This window comes from Kluyvera sp. CHPC 1.251, from assembly GCF_036759945.1.
In the GTDB taxonomy this organism is placed as follows: Bacteria; Pseudomonadota; Gammaproteobacteria; order Enterobacterales; family Enterobacteriaceae; genus Kluyvera; species Kluyvera sichuanensis.
This window is the reverse complement of sequence record NZ_JAPKIC010000002.1, coordinates 266,158-282,842: the sequence shown is the minus strand read 5'-3', so window position 1 is coordinate 282,842 and position 16,685 is coordinate 266,158. Positions and strand designations below refer to the sequence as shown.

Genomic DNA, 16,685 nt, shown 5'->3' with positions numbered 1-16,685 from the left:
TAAGCATAGCAGGAGCGATGGGGAGGATTATGCTAGCCAGCCCGCGATCTTCGCTTCGATACCGGCGGCATCCAGGCCGAGGTCGGCGCGCGCCTCTTCCTGCGTGCCCTGCGGGATAAAGAAGTCAGGCAGACCAATATTGAGCACCGGCACGGGTTTACGATTTGCCATTAGCACGTCGTTGACGCCGCTACCCGCGCCGCCGATGATGGCGTTCTCTTCCAGCGTTACCAGCGAGTCGTGGCGTGCGGCCATCTCGAGGATCAGACTTTCATCCAGCGGTTTCACAAAGCGCATATCAACCAGCGTGGCGTTGAGTTTCTCCGCGACGATTTCCGCTTCAGCCAACAGGGTACCGAAGTTAAGGATCGCCAGCTTCTCGCCTTCGCGTTTCACTACGCCTTTGCCGAGCGGCAGTTTTTCCAACGGATGAAGTTCAGCACCGGTACCGCAACCACGCGGGTAGCGTACCGCGCTTGGACCGTCGCTGTAGTGATAGCCGGTGTAGAGCATCTGGCGACATTCGTTTTCATCGCTTGGCGTCATGATGACGAAATCCGGAATGCAGCGCAGATAGGAGATATCAAACGCCCCCTGGTGCGTCTGCCCGTCGGCGCCAACAATGCCCGCGCGATCGATAGCGAACAGCACCGGCAGCTTCTGGATAGCCACATCGTGGATCACCTGATCGTAGGCGCGTTGCAGGAAGGTGGAGTAGATAGCCACGACCGGTTTGTAGCCCCCAATTGCCAGGCCCGCGGCGAAGGTCACCGCGTGCTGTTCGGCAATCGCCACATCGAAATACTGGTCAGGGTATTTTTTCGAGAACTCCACCATGCCGGAGCCTTCGCGCATCGCTGGCGTCACCGCCATCAGCTTGCTGTCTTTCGCCGCGGTTTCGCACAGCCAGTCGCCGAAAATTTTCGAGAACGACGGCAGGCCGCCGCTGCTTTTCGGCAGCTTACCGCTGGTGTGGTCGAACTTCGGCACCGCGTGGAAGGTAATTGGGTCTTTTTCGGCCGGCTCATAGCCACGGCCTTTTTTAGTCATGATATGCAGGAACTGCGGGCCTTTCAGATCGCGCATGTTCTTGAGCGTATTCACCAGCCCCAGTACGTCATGGCCGTCAACCGGCCCGATGTAGTTGAAGCCCAGCTCTTCAAACAGCGTGCCCGGCACTACCATGCCTTTGATATGTTCTTCGGTGCGCTTGAGCAGCTCTTTAATCGGCGGTACGCCGGAGAAGACTTTCTTCCCGCCTTCACGCAGGGAAGAGTAGAGCTTGCCGGAAAGCAGCTGCGCCAGATGGTTGTTCAGCGCGCCGACGTTCTCAGAGATAGACATCTCGTTGTCGTTCAGCACGACCAGCATATCGGGTTTGATATCGCCCGCGTGGTTCATCGCTTCAAACGCCATACCGGCGGTAATCGCGCCATCGCCAATCACGCAGACGGTGCGACGCTGTTTGTTCTCTTTGCCCGCCGCAACCGCAATACCAATACCGGCGGAAATCGAGGTTGAGGAGTGACCGACGCTCAGCACGTCGTACTCGCTCTCGCCGCGCCACGGGAACGGGTGCAGGCCACCTTTCTGGCGAATGGTGTCAATTTTGTCGCGACGGCCAGTCAGAATTTTGTGCGGATAGGCCTGGTGGCCGACGTCCCAGATAAGCTGGTCGAACGGCGTGTTATAGACGTAGTGCAGCGCCACGGTGAGCTCCACCGTGCCAAGCCCGGAGGCGAAGTGTCCGCTGGAACGGCTCACGCTGTCGAGCAGGTAACGACGCAGCTCGTCACACAGCTTCGGCAGGCTCTCTTTTGGCAGCAGGCGCAATTCCTGAGTGGAATCGACCAGCGCCAGGGTCGGGTATTTGGCAATATCAAAACTCATCTGAGACTCATTTATGGTTTATTTGTCGCGCAGGATGATGTAGTTCGCTAGCGCTTCCAGTGCTGTGGTATCCAGTGATTGTGCGGCCAGCTCGGTAAGAGACTGACGGGCATCGGCAATAAGGTCACTGGCTTTAGTCCGGGCTTGCTCAAGGCCCAGTAGTGCAGGATAGGTGCTCTTGCCGAGCTGCTGGTCGGCACCCTGGCGCTTTCCGAGGGTCGCAGTATCGCCCACCACATCCAGAATGTCATCCTGAACCTGGAACGCCAGCCCGATGCTTTCGGCATACTTATCCAGCAACGGCAGCGCCCTGCGGCCCTGTTCGCCCGCGCTGAGTGCGCCCAGGCGTACGGCGGCACGGATCAGCGCACCGGTCTTATGGCGGTGAATGCGCTCCAGCATTTCCAGATTAACCTGTTGGCCTTCGGCTTCCAGATCCAGCGCTTGCCCCCCGCACATGCCCGCCACACCGCTGGCGGTTGCCAGCTCGGAGAGCATTGCCAGACGATCGCGATCGGAGACCTCACTCATCGGCGCATCACTCAGTATAGAAAACGCCAGCGTTTGCAGCGCATCCCCAGCCAGAATGGCACTCGCCTCACCAAATTTAATGTGGCAGGTCGGCTGACCACGACGCAGGTCGTCATCGTCCATCGCCGGGAGATCGTCATGCATCAACGAATAGGCGTGAATGCACTCGACCGCCGCTGCTGGCGCATCCAGCGTAGCGAGGCTAACGCCGAACATCTGCCCGGTGGCGTACACCAGGAATGGGCGCAGGCGTTTACCGCCTAATAGTGCGCCATACTGCATGGCATCAACCAGTGGAGTGTTCTGAAACGGCAGTGGCGCAATAAAACGGCGCAGCGCGTCGTTTGCCTGCTCAACGCAGGCATTCAGCTGTTGCGAGAAATCCATTTATTCAGCGTCCGGCGTGAAAGGCTCTAGTGGGGAATCTTCGTTATCGGCCAGCAGGATCTGCACGCGTTGTTCCGCTTGCTGCAGCTTCGTCTGCCCCTGACGTGCCAGCTGCACGCCACGTTCGAATTCATTCAGCGCTTCTTCCAGAGGAAGGGAGCCGCTTTCCAGACGGTTAACAATTTGCTCCAGCTCGGTTAAAGCGGTCTCGAAACTGGCCGGGGCTTCGTTTTTCTTTGGCATAGTGAATGTTTGGCTCTTGTTATGTCGCGACTGCGTCTATGGTAACGGAGTCTGGGTGTGAAGCAAATAACACGCAATGGTAAGCGGGATGATGGTATACTCCGCGTCCTGGACGCAGGTGCCCTCGCTATGAAACGGTACGCTGCGATACATCTTTTTGCCTAAAGCCCCGTCGGGCTTGCCAACGAACCATTGCCGCCATGAAGTTTATCATTAAATTGTTCCCGGAAATCACCATCAAAAGCCAAACTGTGCGTTTGCGCTTTATTAAAATTTTAACCGGGAACATTCGTAACGTTCTTAAAAACTACGATGAAACGCTTGCCGTCGTTCGCCATTGGGACCACATCGAGGTGCGTTCTAAAGATGAAGACAAACGTCTGGTGCTTCGCGACGCGCTGACCCGTATTCCTGGTATCCACCATATTCTGGAAGTCGAAGACGTTCCGTTTACCTCGCTGCACAATATTTTTGAGCAGACGCTGCCGCTGTGGCGTGAAGCGCTGGAAGGTAAATCGTTCTGCGTACGCGTTAAGCGTCGTGGTAAGCACGAATTCACGTCAATTGAAGTGGAGCGTTACGTTGGCGGCGGCCTGAATCAGCACATCGAGACGGCGCGCGTGAAGCTGACTAACCCAGACGTGACCGTTAATCTCGAAATCGAGAACGACCGTCTGCTGCTGGTGAAAGGGCGCTACGAAGGCATTGGCGGCTTCCCGATTGGTACTCAGGAAGACGTGCTGTCGCTGATCTCCGGCGGTTTTGACTCCGGCGTGTCCAGCTATATGCTGATGCGTCGCGGCTGCCGCGTGCACTACTGCTTCTTCAACCTCGGCGGTGCTGCCCATGAAATCGGCGTTCGTCAGGTCGCGCATTACCTGTGGAACCGTTTCGGTAGCTCACACCGCGTGCGTTTCGTGGCGATCAACTTCGAGCCGGTGGTGGGTGAAATTCTTGAGAAAGTGGAAGACGGCCAGATGGGCGTCGTGCTGAAGCGCATGATGGTCCGTGCGGCATCGCAAGTGGCTGAGCGCTACGGCGTACAGGCGCTGGTCACCGGTGAAGCGCTGGGCCAGGTGTCCAGCCAGACGCTGACCAACCTGCGTCTTATTGATAACGTCTCTGACACTCTGATCCTGCGTCCGCTGATTTCTCACGACAAAGAGCACATCATCAACCTGGCGCGTGAAATTGGCACTGAAGACTTTGCTCGCACCATGCCGGAATACTGCGGTGTGATTTCGAAGAGCCCAACCATCAAAGCGGTGAAGGCGAAAATCGAAGCGGAAGAAGCGAACTTCGATTTTGCGATTCTGGATAAAGTGCTTGCCGAAGCGAATAACGTCGACATCCGCGAAATCGCGCAGCAGACCCAGCAAGATGTGGTGGAAGTTGAAACCGTCAGCGGCTTTAGCGAGAACGACGTGATTCTGGATATCCGCTCCATTGATGAGCAGGACGATAAACCACTGAAGCTGGAAGGCGTGGAAATCGCTTCTCTGCCATTCTACAAGCTGAGCACTCAGTTTGGCGACCTCGACCAGAGCAAAACCTACCTGCTGTGGTGCGAGCGCGGCGTGATGAGCCGCCTGCAGGCGCTTTATCTGCGTGAGCAGGGCTTTACCAACGTTAAGGTTTACCGCCCATAACTAAAAAAACCGGCCTGGCCGGTTTTTTTATATCAGGTAGCCCGGCCGAGCAAAGTGACGCCGGGTTTTGCACCTACTCTTCGTAAAAGTTATAAATCCCCGCCGCCATCACCAATTGCGATGCAATCTCATACGCTTTTTCACGCCCGACCAGCAGGTCGATAATCTTCAGCCCGAAATCAATCGACGTGCCCGGCCCCTGGCTGGTCAGCAGATTGACGCGCGGGTCCCAGACCACACGCTTATCCTGCCACTGGCCTTCAGGAATTTGATCTTTCAGCGCCGGAAAACCGGTCATATTGCCGATAGGGAAGAGCTCATGGGGCACCAGCACGGTGGCTGCTGCCGCGCAGATAGCAGCGACAATCCGCCCGGAGTTGTGAAACTGTCTCACCGTTTCTACCAGCAGCGGGCTGTCGCGGAAGCACTCCGCGCCTTTAATACCGCCCGGCAGGATGATGATATCGAAATCGCCGTCTGCCACTTCGACCAGCGGGGCATCGGCCAGCAGCTTAACGCTGCGGGAGCAGGTAATGGTCAGGTTACCATCACTGGCGACGCTGGCGGTGGTGACGCTGATGCCGCCACGCACTAACAGATCGATAGTGGTGACGGCTTCCATCTCTTCACTACCAGGAGCGAGGCAAATCAGTGCCGACGCGCTCATATTCACTCTCCTTACGTTTAACCTGTTCATACAGGCGGGTATTTTCCGGCACTGGAATGCCGTGCGCCCGTGCGCGTTTGAGCAGGAAACCGGTGATATAGTCGATTTCCGTATGTCGAAGTGCGCGGATGTCCTGCAGCATGGAGGAAATGTTCTCCGCCGTCAGGTCAATCACCTGGTTAACATAAAATAACAGACTTTCCGGAGAGGTATGAAATCCTTCCCGCGTCATGGTCATTGCCACTTCATCGCATATACGCGCCACCTGATCCTGATGATGACGAAGTTCGCCGTTAGGGCAGTTCATCAGCGCCGTCATCGGATTAATGACGCAGTTTACGGCGAGCTTACGCCACATGGCAGAGTGAATATTGTCGTGCCAGGCAACGTCCGGCAACACCTCCTGGAGGGTTTCCGCAAGCAGGCTGTAGTCGTCATCGTAGCGTTTGGCCGGGCCGATGTGGGTGGTGCCGTTGGCGACATGAATAATGATATTGCCATCGCGACGCGCGGCTTGAGTGGTTGCCCCCAGTAGAATAGGCTGACGCAGGCCGTTAAGCTCCTGTAGCGTCCCCATACCGTTATGAATCAGCAAAATGGGCGTAGCTGCTGGAAGCGTCGCCGCCAGGCTTCTGACCGCGTCTGAGACCTGCCAGGCTTTGAGGGTCACCAGCAGCAGATCGCTCTGCGCCAGGAAGTCGGGATCGTTGGCGATAAATGAGTGGTTGAATACGCTACCGTCCAATTCCATCACGTTGACGCTACAGTAGGGCTGAGGTACGCGTAGCCATCCTTGTACTTCAAATCCTTTTTTATGGAGCGCCGTCATCCAGAGTTGGCCTAGCGCACCACATCCCAAAACGGTAATTTTCAAACATCCTCCTTACCACACCAGATGCTGCTGGTATGTCATACTTCACGCGAGCACTCGAATGAGTATAGCGTTATCAACTAAGCTTCCGGGGATAACAAGTTGAGTTATGCCGTGTTGCAGGTATTATGCAACGCAAAAGAAACTAAGGGAGGGGAAAAGATGCCATCTTTCGATATTGTCTCTGAAGTCGATCTTCAGGAAGCGCGCAACGGCGTGGATAACGCAGCCCGTGAAGTTGAATCTCGTTTCGATTTTCGCGGCGTAGAAGCGAAAATTGAGCTTAACGAAGCGAATAAGACCATTAAGGTACTGAGCGAGTCCGATTTCCAGGTGAACCAGCTACTGGATATCCTGCGCGCCAAGCTGCTCAAGCGCGGCATTGAAGGCACATCTCTTGATGTACCGGAAGAGTTCGTCCACAGCGGGAAAACCTGGTTTGTGGAAGCGAAGTTGAAGCAGGGTATTGAAAGCGCGATTCAGAAGAAAATCGTTAAGCTTATCAAAGACAACAAGCTGAAGGTGCAGGCGCAGATTCAGGGCGAAGAGATTCGTGTAACCGGGAAATCCCGCGACGATCTGCAGGCCGCGATGGCGCTGGTGCGCGGCGGCGACCTCGGTCAGCCGTTCCAGTTTAAAAACTTCCGCGACTAACCGTGAAAGTGCTGCCCGCACGCTGCTGCGGGCAGTTTCGTCTCACCTGGCGGCAATTACCTGCTCAACCTCAAAGCGGTTCGTCACTTTGCTGTCAATCTTGATATAGGCAGAGTGCTCCTGCGCCACCACCAATACTTCTTTAACGCCTTCGGTCGCCAGCAGGCGCTCGCGCAGCGCGTCGTCGGCATCGACATCATCCGGGATCTGCACGCGCAGGCTGCTAACGTACGGCGGCTCCTGCATCGTCATCGAAACCAGTAGCCAGACCGTTGCCAGTAGTGCGCCGGCGAGGAATACCGTTTGTGAGTCGAACAGGCCGTCAATCCAGCCTCCTAGCGAGCCGCCGATAGCGACACCGAGGAACTGGCTGGTGGAGTAAATCCCCATCGCCGTACCTTTGTAGCCCGCCGGAGCCTCTTTGCTGATAAGCGAAGGCAGCAGCGCTTCCATCAGATTAAACGCGAGGAAGAAAATCTGTACGCCGGCGACCAGCTCCCAGAAGTAGTTACCGGAACCCCACAGCACGATTTCCGCAATCAGCAGCAGGGCGATGCACAGCACGAACACGCGCTTCATGCGGCGCTTCACTTCGGCATAAATAATAAACGGCACGACGGCAATAAACGAGACGACCATGGTCACCAGGTAGATTTTCCAGTGCTCGGAAGCCGGGAAGCCCGCGGATTCCAGCTGACCGGGCAGCGCCACGAAGGTCGACATCAGCAGGATGTGCAGGCACATGATGCCGAAGTTCAGCTTCAGCAATTTCGGCTCCATCAGCACTTTGCTAAAGCAGCCTTTGACCATCCCTGATTCGCGGTTGAGCACGTGGTTTTTGCTGTCCGGCACCACCCAGAGAGTGAGCAGGATGCCCAGCGTCGCCAGCCCGGCAATCATCCAGAACAGCGCGTGCAGGCCGAGCTTGTGGGTGATAATCGGGCCCAGCACCATCGCAATGGCAAAGGTGACGCCAAAGCTGACGCCGATAAACGCCATCGCCTTGGTGCGGTTTTGTTCACGGGTCAGGTCGGAAAGGAGCGCCATGACCGCGGCGGCAATCGCGCCAGAGCCCTGTAGGGCGCGGCCGAGGATAATGCCCCAGATAGAATCCGACATTGCCGCAATCACGCTGCCGATCACAAAAATTGCCAGCCCGCCGACAATCAGCGGTTTGCGGCCAATGCGATCGGAGATAAGGCCAAAGGGAATTTGAAAAACGGCCTGCGCCAGTCCGTAAATACCAATCGCCAGGCCAATCAGCGCTTCGCTTGCGCCCTGCAATGCCATGCCGTATGTGGTCAGAACCGGAAGGACCATAAACATGCCAAGCATACGCAAAGAAAATACGGTCCCTAAACCCCAGGTGGCGCGTAACTCACCTGGCGTCATTTTGTAATCGTTCATTCCCACCTCTATATAAAAGCTGGGAGTAGTGTAGTGCGGGGAGAGAGCAGGGTAAACAGACGCTTAATTAACAAATATTACATTATTGAATCATTTGTGCGGAATAGAGACATAAACAATAACCCGGTGGCACCAGAGCCGCTGGGAGCAAGGACTCGTCAGGCGGCTTTCTGCGATATTGGGCGGGTGGTGTCGATCGCTTTCAGTGACCATAAATCATCTGCCGTATCAATAATTGGTTCGACCTATGACCGAGTTTGTCCCTGGATCTGCGGCACAGCGCCCAGGTAATACTGTAGTGCTAGGAAGATGAAAAATTGGGTGCGTTGAGAATACCTGGCAACATCAAGAGTGGCGGGGATGACTCCCCGCCGGGTCTCTTACTTAACAGATTCGTAGGCTGTGAAGACGGCGACCTCCGTATGCCCGCTGCGGATACGGACCGCGCAAAGATCTTTGCGTGTGACCAGTACCGACATCACGACGGTAATACAGAGGACTAACAGGGCAACAATCACTACCTTGTTCTGTTTCATAGGCTACTTCTCCTTGACCCTAAGGTCGGTAAGAGGCTAACCTAATACTGCTTGGTATTGGGGGCCTCAGATTAATGTTAAGCGTCTTGCCGGACGCTGAATGTTATCTGGGGCTTTTGTCTATCTGCCTTTCGCATCATGCTCAAGACAAACAGTCTCAAGCACCCGCCGCGATTCTATACCTCTTCCCTTCGAACGAGCTGCCTAAACGCTGGCTTCGCCGCTATTTAGGAAAACATCAATATTGGGCACTTTTCTTCAGGCAATAAAAAACCCCGCCGAAGCGAGGTTTTTTCAAACGGTGTCTCTTTACCAGACGTAAGTCAGCAGATTCTGAGAATTCGGCACCATAAAGTCTACGGACATCATCACAGAGAGCGCGGTAATGGCGATGATAGAGAAGCCGAACAGCTTGCGCGCCCAGACCTTATCATCTTCCACTTTGTAACCACGCAGCGCCATGCCAAGCCACCAGACGCTTACCGCAGCCGCAACGACCAGGTATTTATACCCAGCGTAGCCGCCCAGGGAGAGCATCAATGTGGCCAGAGCAAAGGCCACGATGTACAGCGTGATGTGGTTTTTTGCCACTGCAATGCCTTTCACCACCGGCAGAACCGGGATGTTCGCTGCCTGATAATCCTTGAAGCGGAAAATCGCGATAGCGTAGGAGTGAGGCATCTGCCACAGGCTGAAGATCGCCAGCAGAATCAGTGCACCGCTGTCGAAATCACCGGTCACTGCGCAGTAGCCAATCACCGGCGGCGCAGCGCCGGAGAGTGAACCAATCAGCGTGCCGTAAACGGAGTGGCGCTTCATGTACAGGCTGTAAACGCCGACATAAACCACGAACCCCATTACCCCCAGCCAGCAGGCGAGGGGATTGGCGCCGAACCACAGCAGCATGAAGCCAGCGAGACCCAGCAAAGTGGCGTAGACCAGTGACGTTTTTGGCGCAATCAGTCCCTTAACCAGCACTCGGTTCTTCGTTCGTTCCATCTTACGGTCGATGTCACGATCGATGTAGTTGTTGAAAACACAACCCGAGGCGACCACCAGAGACACGCCGATCAAAGTCCAGGCGAACAGCGGATAGTCGATGTGACCTTTGGAGGCCAGCAGGAAACCGCCGATCACGGAGATCAGGTTGCCAAAAATGATGCCAGGCTTCGTTACTTGCAGGTATCGCTTAAACATACTCGCCGCTCTTAGTGAACCATCATGTTGTAGTTCAGGTTCCACATAATCCAGATGGAGCCTACTACCACGATGGCAATGATTATCACGGTAAAGACAAACGCGGTCAGGTTCCAGCCTTCGTCAGACTTGCTGTTCATGTGCAGGAAGTACACCAGGTGTACGACAATCTGCACAACAGCGGTGACCAGAATGGTCCCCAGAATCGCCGCATGCGACGCGCTGCCGGTCATCACCATCCAGAACGGAATCACCGTCAGGATGATAGACAGGATGAAACCTGTCATGTACGACTTCACGCTGCCGTGGGATGCGCCGCTGTGATCGTTAGAATGACTCATTACATTGCCCCCATCAGGTAAACAACGGAGAACACACAGATCCACACTACGTCCAGGAAGTGCCAGAACAGGCTCAGGCACAGGATACGAGTACGGTTAGTGCTGGTCAGGCCGCGGCGAGAAATCTGCACCATCAGCACGGCCATCCAGATAAGACCGGAGGTGACGTGCAGACCGTGAGTCCCTACCAGTGCGAAGAACGCTGACAGGAAGCCGCTGCGATCCGGGCCCATACCTTCAACAATCAGGTGATGGAATTCATAGATTTCCATCGCGATGAACCCTGCACCAAAGAGGAAGGTCAGGGCGAGCCAGGAAACAACCTGGCTCTTGTTGTTTTTGTACATGGCGATAGCCGCCATGCCGTAGGTGATGGAGCTGAACAGCAGCAGTGCGGTTTCAACCAGAACGAACGGCAGTTCGAAGATATCTTTACCCGCCGGGCCGCCAGCCGTGCCGTTCACCAGAACGGCATAGGTAGCGAACAGGGTGGCGAAGATGATGCAGTCGCTCATCAGGTAGATCCAGAAGCCGAAGATCTTCATCGGCCCTGTATCGTGGTGCCCGTGTTCGTGCGCGTGGGCGTTATGCGCCAGAGTATCAGTTGCCATTTTTCAGCCCTGCCTTAGAAATCTCATCGAAATGCTGGTTTTCCAGTTTTTCGACTTCTGCAACCGGCACGTAGTAATCCACGTCCTCGTCAAAGCTTTTGATAATCCAGGTGATCACGATGCCTGCGAAGCCGACAATCGCCAACCACCAGATATGCCAGATCATGGCGAAACCAAAGATGGTTGCGAAGGCAGCAATCACAATGCCCGCGCCGCTGTTTTTCGGCATATGAATTTCTTCATAGTGAGCCGGCTGCTTGTACGCTTCACCTTTCTCTTTCATTTCCCAGAATGCATCGCGTTCGTGAATCTGCGGCACAATGGCAAAGTTGTAGAACGGAGGAGGAGAAGAGGTTGCCCACTCCAGCGTACGGCCGCCCCATGGGTCACCGGTCAGGTCACGGTTCTGTTCGCGGTCGCGAATAGAGACGTAGAACTGAATCAGCTGGCACAGGATACCGCAGGCAATCAGCGCAGCACCGCATGCTGCAACAACCAGCATTGGGTGGAACTGCGGGTCAATCTGCTGGCTCAGGCGACGGGTCATCCCCATGAAGCCCAGCACGTACAGCGGCATGAATGCGACGAAGAAGCCGATGATCCAGAACCAGAAAGCACGGATGCCCCAGGTTTCGTTCAGCGTGAAGCCAAAGGCTTTCGGCCACCAGTAGGTCAGACCTGCGAAGCAACCAAATACTACGCCGCCGATGATAACGTTATGGAAGTGCGCAATCAGGAACAGGCTGTTGTGCAGCACGAAGTCCGCGCCCGGCACTGCCAGCAGAACGCCGGTCATACCGCCGACCGAGAAGGTCACGATAAAGCCGATGGTCCACAGCATCGCAGAGTTGAAGACGATGCGACCCTGATACATGGTGAACAGCCAGTTGAAGATCTTCACCCCGGTAGGGATGGCGATAATCATCGTGGTAATACCGAAGAAGGCGTTTACGTTCGCGCCCGCACCCATGGTGAAGAAGTGGTGCAGCCAAACGATGAACGACAGGATGGTAATACACACGGTCGCCCACACCAGTGAGGTGTAACCGAACAGGCGTTTACGTGAGAAGGTTGCTGCAACTTCAGAGAACACACCGAAGACTGGCAGAACCAGAATGTACACTTCCGGGTGACCCCAGGCCCAAATCAGGTTGATGTACATCATCATGTTGCCGCCCATATCATTGGTAAAGAAATGGGTGCCCAGATAGCGATCCAGGGTCAGCAGCGCGATGGTAACCGTCAGAATTGGGAAGGAGGCGATAATCAGGATGTTGGCGCACAGAGATGCCCAGGTAAATACCGGCATCTTGAACATCGTCATTCCTGGTGCACGCATCTTGATGATGGTCACGAAGAAGTTAATACCGGTCAGTGTGGTACCAATACCGGAGAGCTGCAGCGCCCAAATCCAGTAATCGACACCTACGCCCGGACTGTACTCAATTCCCGAGAGCGGCGGATAGGCCAGCCAACCGGTCTGAGCAAATTCACCAACGCCCAGGGACAGGTTAACCAGAATCACACCGACAACGGTGAACCAGAAGCTCAGGTTGTTCAGGAATGGGAACGCTACGTCGCGCGCACCGATCTGCAGTGGAACCACCAGGTTCATCAGACCGATAACGAACGGCATCGCCACGAAGAAGATCATGATGACGCCGTGGGCGGTAAAGATCTGGTCGTAGTGATGCGGTGGTAGGAACCCAGCTTCCCCGGCCGAGGCCAGAACCTGCTGGCTACGCATCATCACGGCATCGGCAAAGCCACGCAGCAGCATGACGATAGCAACGATGACATACATGATGCCCAGTTTTTTGTGGTCGACGGAGGTCAGCCACTCGTTCCATAGATAGGACCACTTACCAAAGTAAGTGATGGCCGCCAGGAGAGCGAGTCCCCCGACGATAATGGCAGCCACCGTAACCACGATAATGGGTTCGTGGTAGGGCACTGCATCCAGTGTCAGTTTTCCGAACATCGTATTCTTCCTCGGCCCCTTAGTGAGCGGATTCCGCGTGGCTCATGTCCATGCCTTCCATTCCTTCGTGCGATGCGTGTTCGCCTTCTGGTTTGGTCATGTCCATGCTCTTGCCGTGATCCATGAATTTGCTGGTCACTGCTTTAAACAAATCTGGTTTCACGCTGGAGAAGTACTCCACCTTGTTATATTCGCTCGGTGCAGCCAATTTCTCGAAGGTGGCCATGTTATCCATGGTGTTCGGAGATTGTTTCGCTTTCGCGACCCACTGATCGAATGCGGCACGATCCGGCGTAGCAATGGCTTTGAACTTCATTCCAGAGAAGCCCTGGCCGCTATAACTCGCAGAGATACCGTCGTAGATACCTGCTTCGTTAGCGATCAGATGCAGGTTGGTCTGCATACCGGCCATCGCGTAAATCTGGCTGCCCAGACGCGGGATAAAGAAGGAGTTCATCACGGAGTTAGAGGTCACTTTGAACTGCACTGGAACGTTCGCCGGGAAGGCGATTTCGTTAACGGTAGCAATGCCCTGCTCCGGATAGATGAAGAACCATTTCCAGTCCATGGAAACCACTTCGATAGTGATTGGTTTCTCATCATGAGCCAGCGGTTTGCTCGGTTCTAAAGCGTGAGTGGTTTTCCAGGTCAGTACGGCGAGGAAGATGATGATAAGAATTGGCACGGTCCAGACCACAGCTTCCACTTTATTGGAGTGTGACCAGTTCGGGCTATACTTCGCATCTTTATTGCTCGCACGATACTTCCAGGCGAAACCAACGGCCATTAAGACGGCGGGAATCACGACGATCATCATCAGGCCGAAAGCCGTCAGAATCAGCGAGCGCTGTTCCAGTCCAATCTGTCCTTTGGGGTCAAGTAGCGCAGAATCACAACCACTGAGTAATACAGTGCTGGCGATTAATGACAACCATCCCAAGTTTTTATTGTATTTCCTGAGTCTCATGTAACGACCTCAATTCCACGGGGTGTTGGTGGCGTTTAAAGTGTGGGGTCATTTTACGGGAAGGTTACATTACTGTAAACATCATTGGTGCTCTGTCAGTTATGTGTTACCGGGTTCTGCCGTGCCTGTCACAGATGTTGCCAAATGTGTCTATTTTCCGAGCGGAAAGCCCATCTGGCGGGCGTTATAACGAAAGGGGGTATGGGGAAGGGGTTAAGATGGCAATTGGTATAACCATTGCCAAAAATATACAAATAATTAACAATTAATCATCAAATAATGGACAATTCAAAAACGAAAAATTAATTGTTCTGGTGCTGAATCGGTTAAAGAAATAAAGCACATTTTAGACGTTCCAATAATTTCCAGAATTCTAAAGCGCACAAAAGCACAAATATTTTTTTTCACATACGATGCAAGAGTTATTATTACGTCTCGTGATTACAACGTACTCTTCACATTTTCCGCTTATTTTATTGGAACTGCGTTTTACGCAGAGCAAGGTAGTCCAGTAGACAGCCGTAAATGATGCCGATAAAGGCAATTATGACGCCTATCTCGAGTACGATTCCGGACCACTGAATGGCAGTGAGGTTCAGAGCATTTGCTAGCAGCATTACCAGCCAGACTCCCAGCAGCGAGGCTCCCAGCATCAATAGACGTAGCGCGAATCGGTAAGCGCCCGCATAGCTATCACGTGGCATAAATTGCTCGGTCTGCTGAGTATATTCCAGGGTCTGCCGGCAGATAAGCAGCAGCAGAATGCCCGGGACGGCGGCAATCACCGAGAAGAGATAGAATGTCGGCCAACCGTGCGCTTCGACAAACCAACCGGCAATTGGCCCAACGTAGACACGGCCCACGGCGGACAACGCCGACAGCAGCGCAAACTGGGTGGCGGAAAACGATTTATTACACAGCGTCATCAGCAGCGCGACGAATGCTGCTGTGCCCATACCGCCACACAAGTTTTCAAAGAAGACCGCGGCCGCCATCGAATAAATATGTTTATCCGTGACCGAAAGTGCCCAATAGCCGGCGTTCGACACACCCTGCAAAATGCCAAAAATCAGCAGCGCGCGGAACAGCGTCAGGCGCTGCATCAGCACACCGCCGTAAAGTGCGCCGACAATGGTGGCAAACAGACCAAGGGTTTTATTCACCATCCCGACCTGGCCTGCGTCAAACCCGACGCCGCGGATCAAGAAGGTGGTGGTCAGGCTCATGGCGAAGGCATCACCGAGCTTATACATCACGATGAGCAGCAGAATCAGCCAGGCGTTGTTACGGCCGAAGAAATCTTTAAGCGGTTGTACCACCGCTTGCTCAAGGCTTTTCGGAACCGGAATCACGTCGCTCGGTTCGGGGGCCAGCAGCGTGGCAATAATGCACGGCACTAGCAGCGCCGCCATTAGCCAGTACATGCCCTGCCAGCCCAGCCATTTATCGGCCAGCCATAGCGCCAGACCGCCGGAAACCAGCATCCCCAGACGATAGCCCAGCACGCTAATCGCCGCACCCGCACCGCGCTCTTCCGCTGGAAGCACGTCGGTTTTCCAGGCATCGAAAACGATATCCTGCGAGGCGGAGCAGAAGGCGATGATGACCGCCAGCGCCGCCATCCAGCGCAGCTGCGTGGAGGGCTCAAGGAAGCCCATCGCGGCAATGGCAATAAGCAGTAAACATTGTGTCGTCAACAGCCAGCCGCGACGACGCCCTAAAAACGGCGGCGTGTAGCGGTCCATGACCGGTGACCAGAGAAACTTAAAGACGTAAGCCTGGCCGACAAGCGAGAAAAAGCCGATGGTTTTCAGATCGATATTTTCGACCGTCATCCACGCCTGCATCGTCCCTGAGGTCAGGGCGAGCGGTAAGCCGGAAGCAAAGCCCAGAATCAGCAGAATGGCTGATTTCGGTTGCTGAAAAATGCGGAGATAGTGACCAGACATAGTGTTCTACGTTCAGACCCGGCCTGAGCCGGGTCTGTGACGGGATTAGCGAGCGTTCTGCTTGATGAAATCGTGGATAGTGGTGTCCTGTGCCATATCGGCGATGGTATCGCCCAGCACGCTATCAACGGTATCGGAAATGTTTTTGTTGGAAGCCTGGAATGCGCCTTCAACGGAGTAGTTAGAACGGTAGTTTTTCGTCATCTTATTACCGTTAGCGGCGGTCGCGATGATAGCGATGTCGGCTTTGGTAGAGATGTTGTAACGCACGTTACCCTGGGAAACGTCGGCATACAGCTGATTAACGATAATCTGCAGATTTACCGCACCGTTCGGGCCAATCATATAACCGCGCGCGGTCATCTGTTTTTCCAGCACTTCCTGCATCAGGAAACGCAGGTCGCGGGAAGCGGTCAGGGTGACCAGCTGGTTGTTGCGGGTGACTTTGGCCAGCGCCTGATCCTGACGCTGGTCAGCGCCGGTGATGCTAACGGTCACGCCCATCAGGCTTGGATCCTGCTGAGGCAGGGTGATTTTTGGTGACACTTCAACCGTGGTCGGAGGCGTTGCGCATCCTGCCAGCATAAACAGTGCTACCAGTGGGAAGAGGATTTTTTTTAACATGTTAGGGGTCTCAAACGCATTGTTTACTGAAAATTCCCGCCATCATAACATCGCCATCGGTCAGGGGAAGTAGGCAATGCATGTAATTTCATCGTGTTGGTGTTTTTCTGCACGCGTGAACAATCTGCGGCAGGATTTCAGATGAGAAGCGATTGTAAAAGACGTTAACTTCATCTACTT

General features: G+C 54.5%; 16 protein-coding genes. 2 read left to right on the top strand and 14 right to left on the bottom strand.

Going from position 1 to position 16,685, the window contains the following annotated elements:
- Positions 1-27: 27 nt before the first annotated feature.
- The 3 genes from dxs to xseB are packed head-to-tail and all read right to left on the bottom strand — an operon-like array spanning position 28 to position 3,051.
- A complete protein-coding gene (gene dxs, locus V6940_RS05760) occupies positions 28-1,890 on the bottom strand; it encodes a 1-deoxy-D-xylulose-5-phosphate synthase (protein ID WP_333495166.1) in 1,863 nt (620 codons plus the stop codon).
- Positions 1,891-1,908: 18 nt separating this feature from the next.
- Complete coding sequence (gene ispA / locus V6940_RS05755) at positions 1,909-2,808, bottom strand: (2E,6E)-farnesyl diphosphate synthase (protein ID WP_333010121.1); 900 nt, start codon at positions 2,806-2,808, stop codon at positions 1,909-1,911.
- Positions 2,809-3,051, bottom strand: coding sequence for an exodeoxyribonuclease VII small subunit (gene xseB / locus V6940_RS05750; RefSeq protein WP_035894270.1), 243 nt, complete (start codon positions 3,049-3,051; stop codon positions 2,809-2,811). It lies immediately after the preceding gene.
- A gap of 200 nt (positions 3,052-3,251) precedes the next feature.
- Between xseB and thiI the strand changes: the two genes are divergently transcribed.
- Entirely contained in the window at positions 3,252-4,700 is a 1,449-nt protein-coding gene (gene thiI / locus V6940_RS05745; protein WP_333495165.1) for a tRNA uracil 4-sulfurtransferase ThiI, read from the top strand.
- Between the two features lie 73 nt (positions 4,701-4,773).
- Here the strand turns inward: thiI and yajL are convergent, their stop codons facing one another.
- Together yajL and panE are read right to left on the bottom strand one after the other, a co-directional pair.
- Positions 4,774-5,367, bottom strand: coding sequence for a protein deglycase YajL (gene yajL / locus V6940_RS05740; protein WP_333495164.1), 594 nt, complete (start codon positions 5,365-5,367; stop codon positions 4,774-4,776).
- The gene (panE, locus tag V6940_RS05735) at positions 5,330-6,241 is read right to left on the bottom strand and encodes a 2-dehydropantoate 2-reductase (protein WP_333495163.1); all 912 of its coding nucleotides are present in this window, start codon (positions 6,239-6,241) and stop codon (positions 5,330-5,332) included. The genes yajL and panE overlap by 38 nt, the downstream gene beginning before the upstream one ends.
- 159 nt (positions 6,242-6,400) lie before the next feature.
- Here panE and V6940_RS05730 point away from each other — a divergent pair, with 159 nt between their 5' ends.
- Positions 6,401-6,892 (top strand): YajQ family cyclic di-GMP-binding protein, encoded by a 492-nt coding sequence (locus V6940_RS05730; protein ID WP_220439711.1) that lies wholly within the window; start codon positions 6,401-6,403, stop codon positions 6,890-6,892.
- Positions 6,893-6,934: 42 nt separating this feature from the next.
- Here the strand turns inward: V6940_RS05730 and V6940_RS05725 are convergent, their stop codons facing one another.
- The 9 genes from V6940_RS05725 to V6940_RS05685 all read right to left on the bottom strand — a co-directional run bounded on the left by V6940_RS05725 (position 6,935) and on the right by V6940_RS05685 (position 16,505).
- A complete protein-coding gene (locus tag V6940_RS05725; protein ID WP_333495162.1) occupies positions 6,935-8,299 on the bottom strand; it encodes an MFS transporter in 1,365 nt (454 codons plus the stop codon).
- Positions 8,300-8,679: 380 nt separating this feature from the next.
- Positions 8,680-8,835, bottom strand: coding sequence for a Hok/Gef family protein (locus tag V6940_RS05720; RefSeq protein ID WP_333495161.1), 156 nt, complete (start codon positions 8,833-8,835; stop codon positions 8,680-8,682).
- A 309-nt stretch (positions 8,836-9,144) separates the two neighbouring features.
- Positions 9,145-10,032 (bottom strand): heme o synthase, encoded by an 888-nt coding sequence (gene cyoE / locus V6940_RS05715; RefSeq protein ID WP_333495160.1) that lies wholly within the window; start codon positions 10,030-10,032, stop codon positions 9,145-9,147.
- 11 nt (positions 10,033-10,043) lie between these two features.
- On the bottom strand, positions 10,044-10,373 hold the full coding sequence (locus V6940_RS05710) for a cytochrome o ubiquinol oxidase subunit IV (RefSeq protein WP_106927992.1): 330 nt from the start codon (positions 10,371-10,373) through the stop codon (positions 10,044-10,046).
- Positions 10,373-10,984 (bottom strand): cytochrome o ubiquinol oxidase subunit III, encoded by a 612-nt coding sequence (locus V6940_RS05705; protein ID WP_035894295.1) that lies wholly within the window; start codon positions 10,982-10,984, stop codon positions 10,373-10,375. Before V6940_RS05705 ends, V6940_RS05710 begins: the two co-directional genes overlap by 1 nt.
- Positions 10,974-12,965, bottom strand: coding sequence for a cytochrome o ubiquinol oxidase subunit I (gene cyoB, locus V6940_RS05700; RefSeq protein WP_333495159.1), 1,992 nt, complete (start codon positions 12,963-12,965; stop codon positions 10,974-10,976). The genes V6940_RS05705 and cyoB overlap by 11 nt, the downstream gene beginning before the upstream one ends.
- A 19-nt stretch (positions 12,966-12,984) precedes the next feature.
- On the bottom strand, positions 12,985-13,932 hold the full coding sequence (gene cyoA, locus V6940_RS05695) for a cytochrome o ubiquinol oxidase subunit II (RefSeq protein WP_333495158.1): 948 nt from the start codon (positions 13,930-13,932) through the stop codon (positions 12,985-12,987).
- A gap of 473 nt (positions 13,933-14,405) precedes the next feature.
- Positions 14,406-15,881 carry a muropeptide MFS transporter AmpG gene (ampG, locus tag V6940_RS05690; RefSeq protein WP_333495157.1) on the bottom strand — a complete coding sequence of 492 codons (1,476 nt, stop codon included), beginning with the start codon at positions 15,879-15,881 and terminating at the stop codon, positions 14,406-14,408.
- A gap of 45 nt (positions 15,882-15,926) precedes the next feature.
- Positions 15,927-16,505, bottom strand: a complete 579-nt coding sequence (locus tag V6940_RS05685) for a lipoprotein (protein ID WP_035894299.1) — start codon at positions 16,503-16,505, stop codon at positions 15,927-15,929.
- Positions 16,506-16,685: the final 180 nt, after the last annotated feature.

Coding starts and splice junctions, on each gene's coding strand:
- cyoA (WP_333495158.1), bottom strand. CDS start 13,932: ATGAGACTCAGGAAATACAATAAAAACTTGGGATGGTTGTCATTAATC.
- V6940_RS05685 (WP_035894299.1), bottom strand. CDS start 16,505: ATGTTAAAAAAAATCCTCTTCCCACTGGTAGCACTGTTTATGCTGGCA.
- cyoB (WP_333495159.1), bottom strand. CDS start 12,965: ATGTTCGGAAAACTGACACTGGATGCAGTGCCCTACCACGAACCCATT.
- V6940_RS05725 (WP_333495162.1), bottom strand. CDS start 8,299: ATGAACGATTACAAAATGACGCCAGGTGAGTTACGCGCCACCTGGGGT.
- cyoE (WP_333495160.1), bottom strand. CDS start 10,032: ATGTTTAAGCGATACCTGCAAGTAACGAAGCCTGGCATCATTTTTGGC.
- V6940_RS05710 (WP_106927992.1), bottom strand. CDS start 10,373: ATGAGTCATTCTAACGATCACAGCGGCGCATCCCACGGCAGCGTGAAG.
- dxs (WP_333495166.1), bottom strand. CDS start 1,890: ATGAGTTTTGATATTGCCAAATACCCGACCCTGGCGCTGGTCGATTCC.
- xseB (WP_035894270.1), bottom strand. CDS start 3,051: ATGCCAAAGAAAAACGAAGCCCCGGCCAGTTTCGAGACCGCTTTAACC.
- V6940_RS05705 (WP_035894295.1), bottom strand. CDS start 10,984: ATGGCAACTGATACTCTGGCGCATAACGCCCACGCGCACGAACACGGG.
- V6940_RS05720 (WP_333495161.1), bottom strand. CDS start 8,835: ATGAAACAGAACAAGGTAGTGATTGTTGCCCTGTTAGTCCTCTGTATT.
- V6940_RS05730 (WP_220439711.1), top strand. CDS start 6,401: ATGCCATCTTTCGATATTGTCTCTGAAGTCGATCTTCAGGAAGCGCGC.
- thiI (WP_333495165.1), top strand. CDS start 3,252: ATGAAGTTTATCATTAAATTGTTCCCGGAAATCACCATCAAAAGCCAA.
- ampG (WP_333495157.1), bottom strand. CDS start 15,881: ATGTCTGGTCACTATCTCCGCATTTTTCAGCAACCGAAATCAGCCATT.
- ispA (WP_333010121.1), bottom strand. CDS start 2,808: ATGGATTTCTCGCAACAGCTGAATGCCTGCGTTGAGCAGGCAAACGAC.
- yajL (WP_333495164.1), bottom strand. CDS start 5,367: ATGAGCGCGTCGGCACTGATTTGCCTCGCTCCTGGTAGTGAAGAGATG.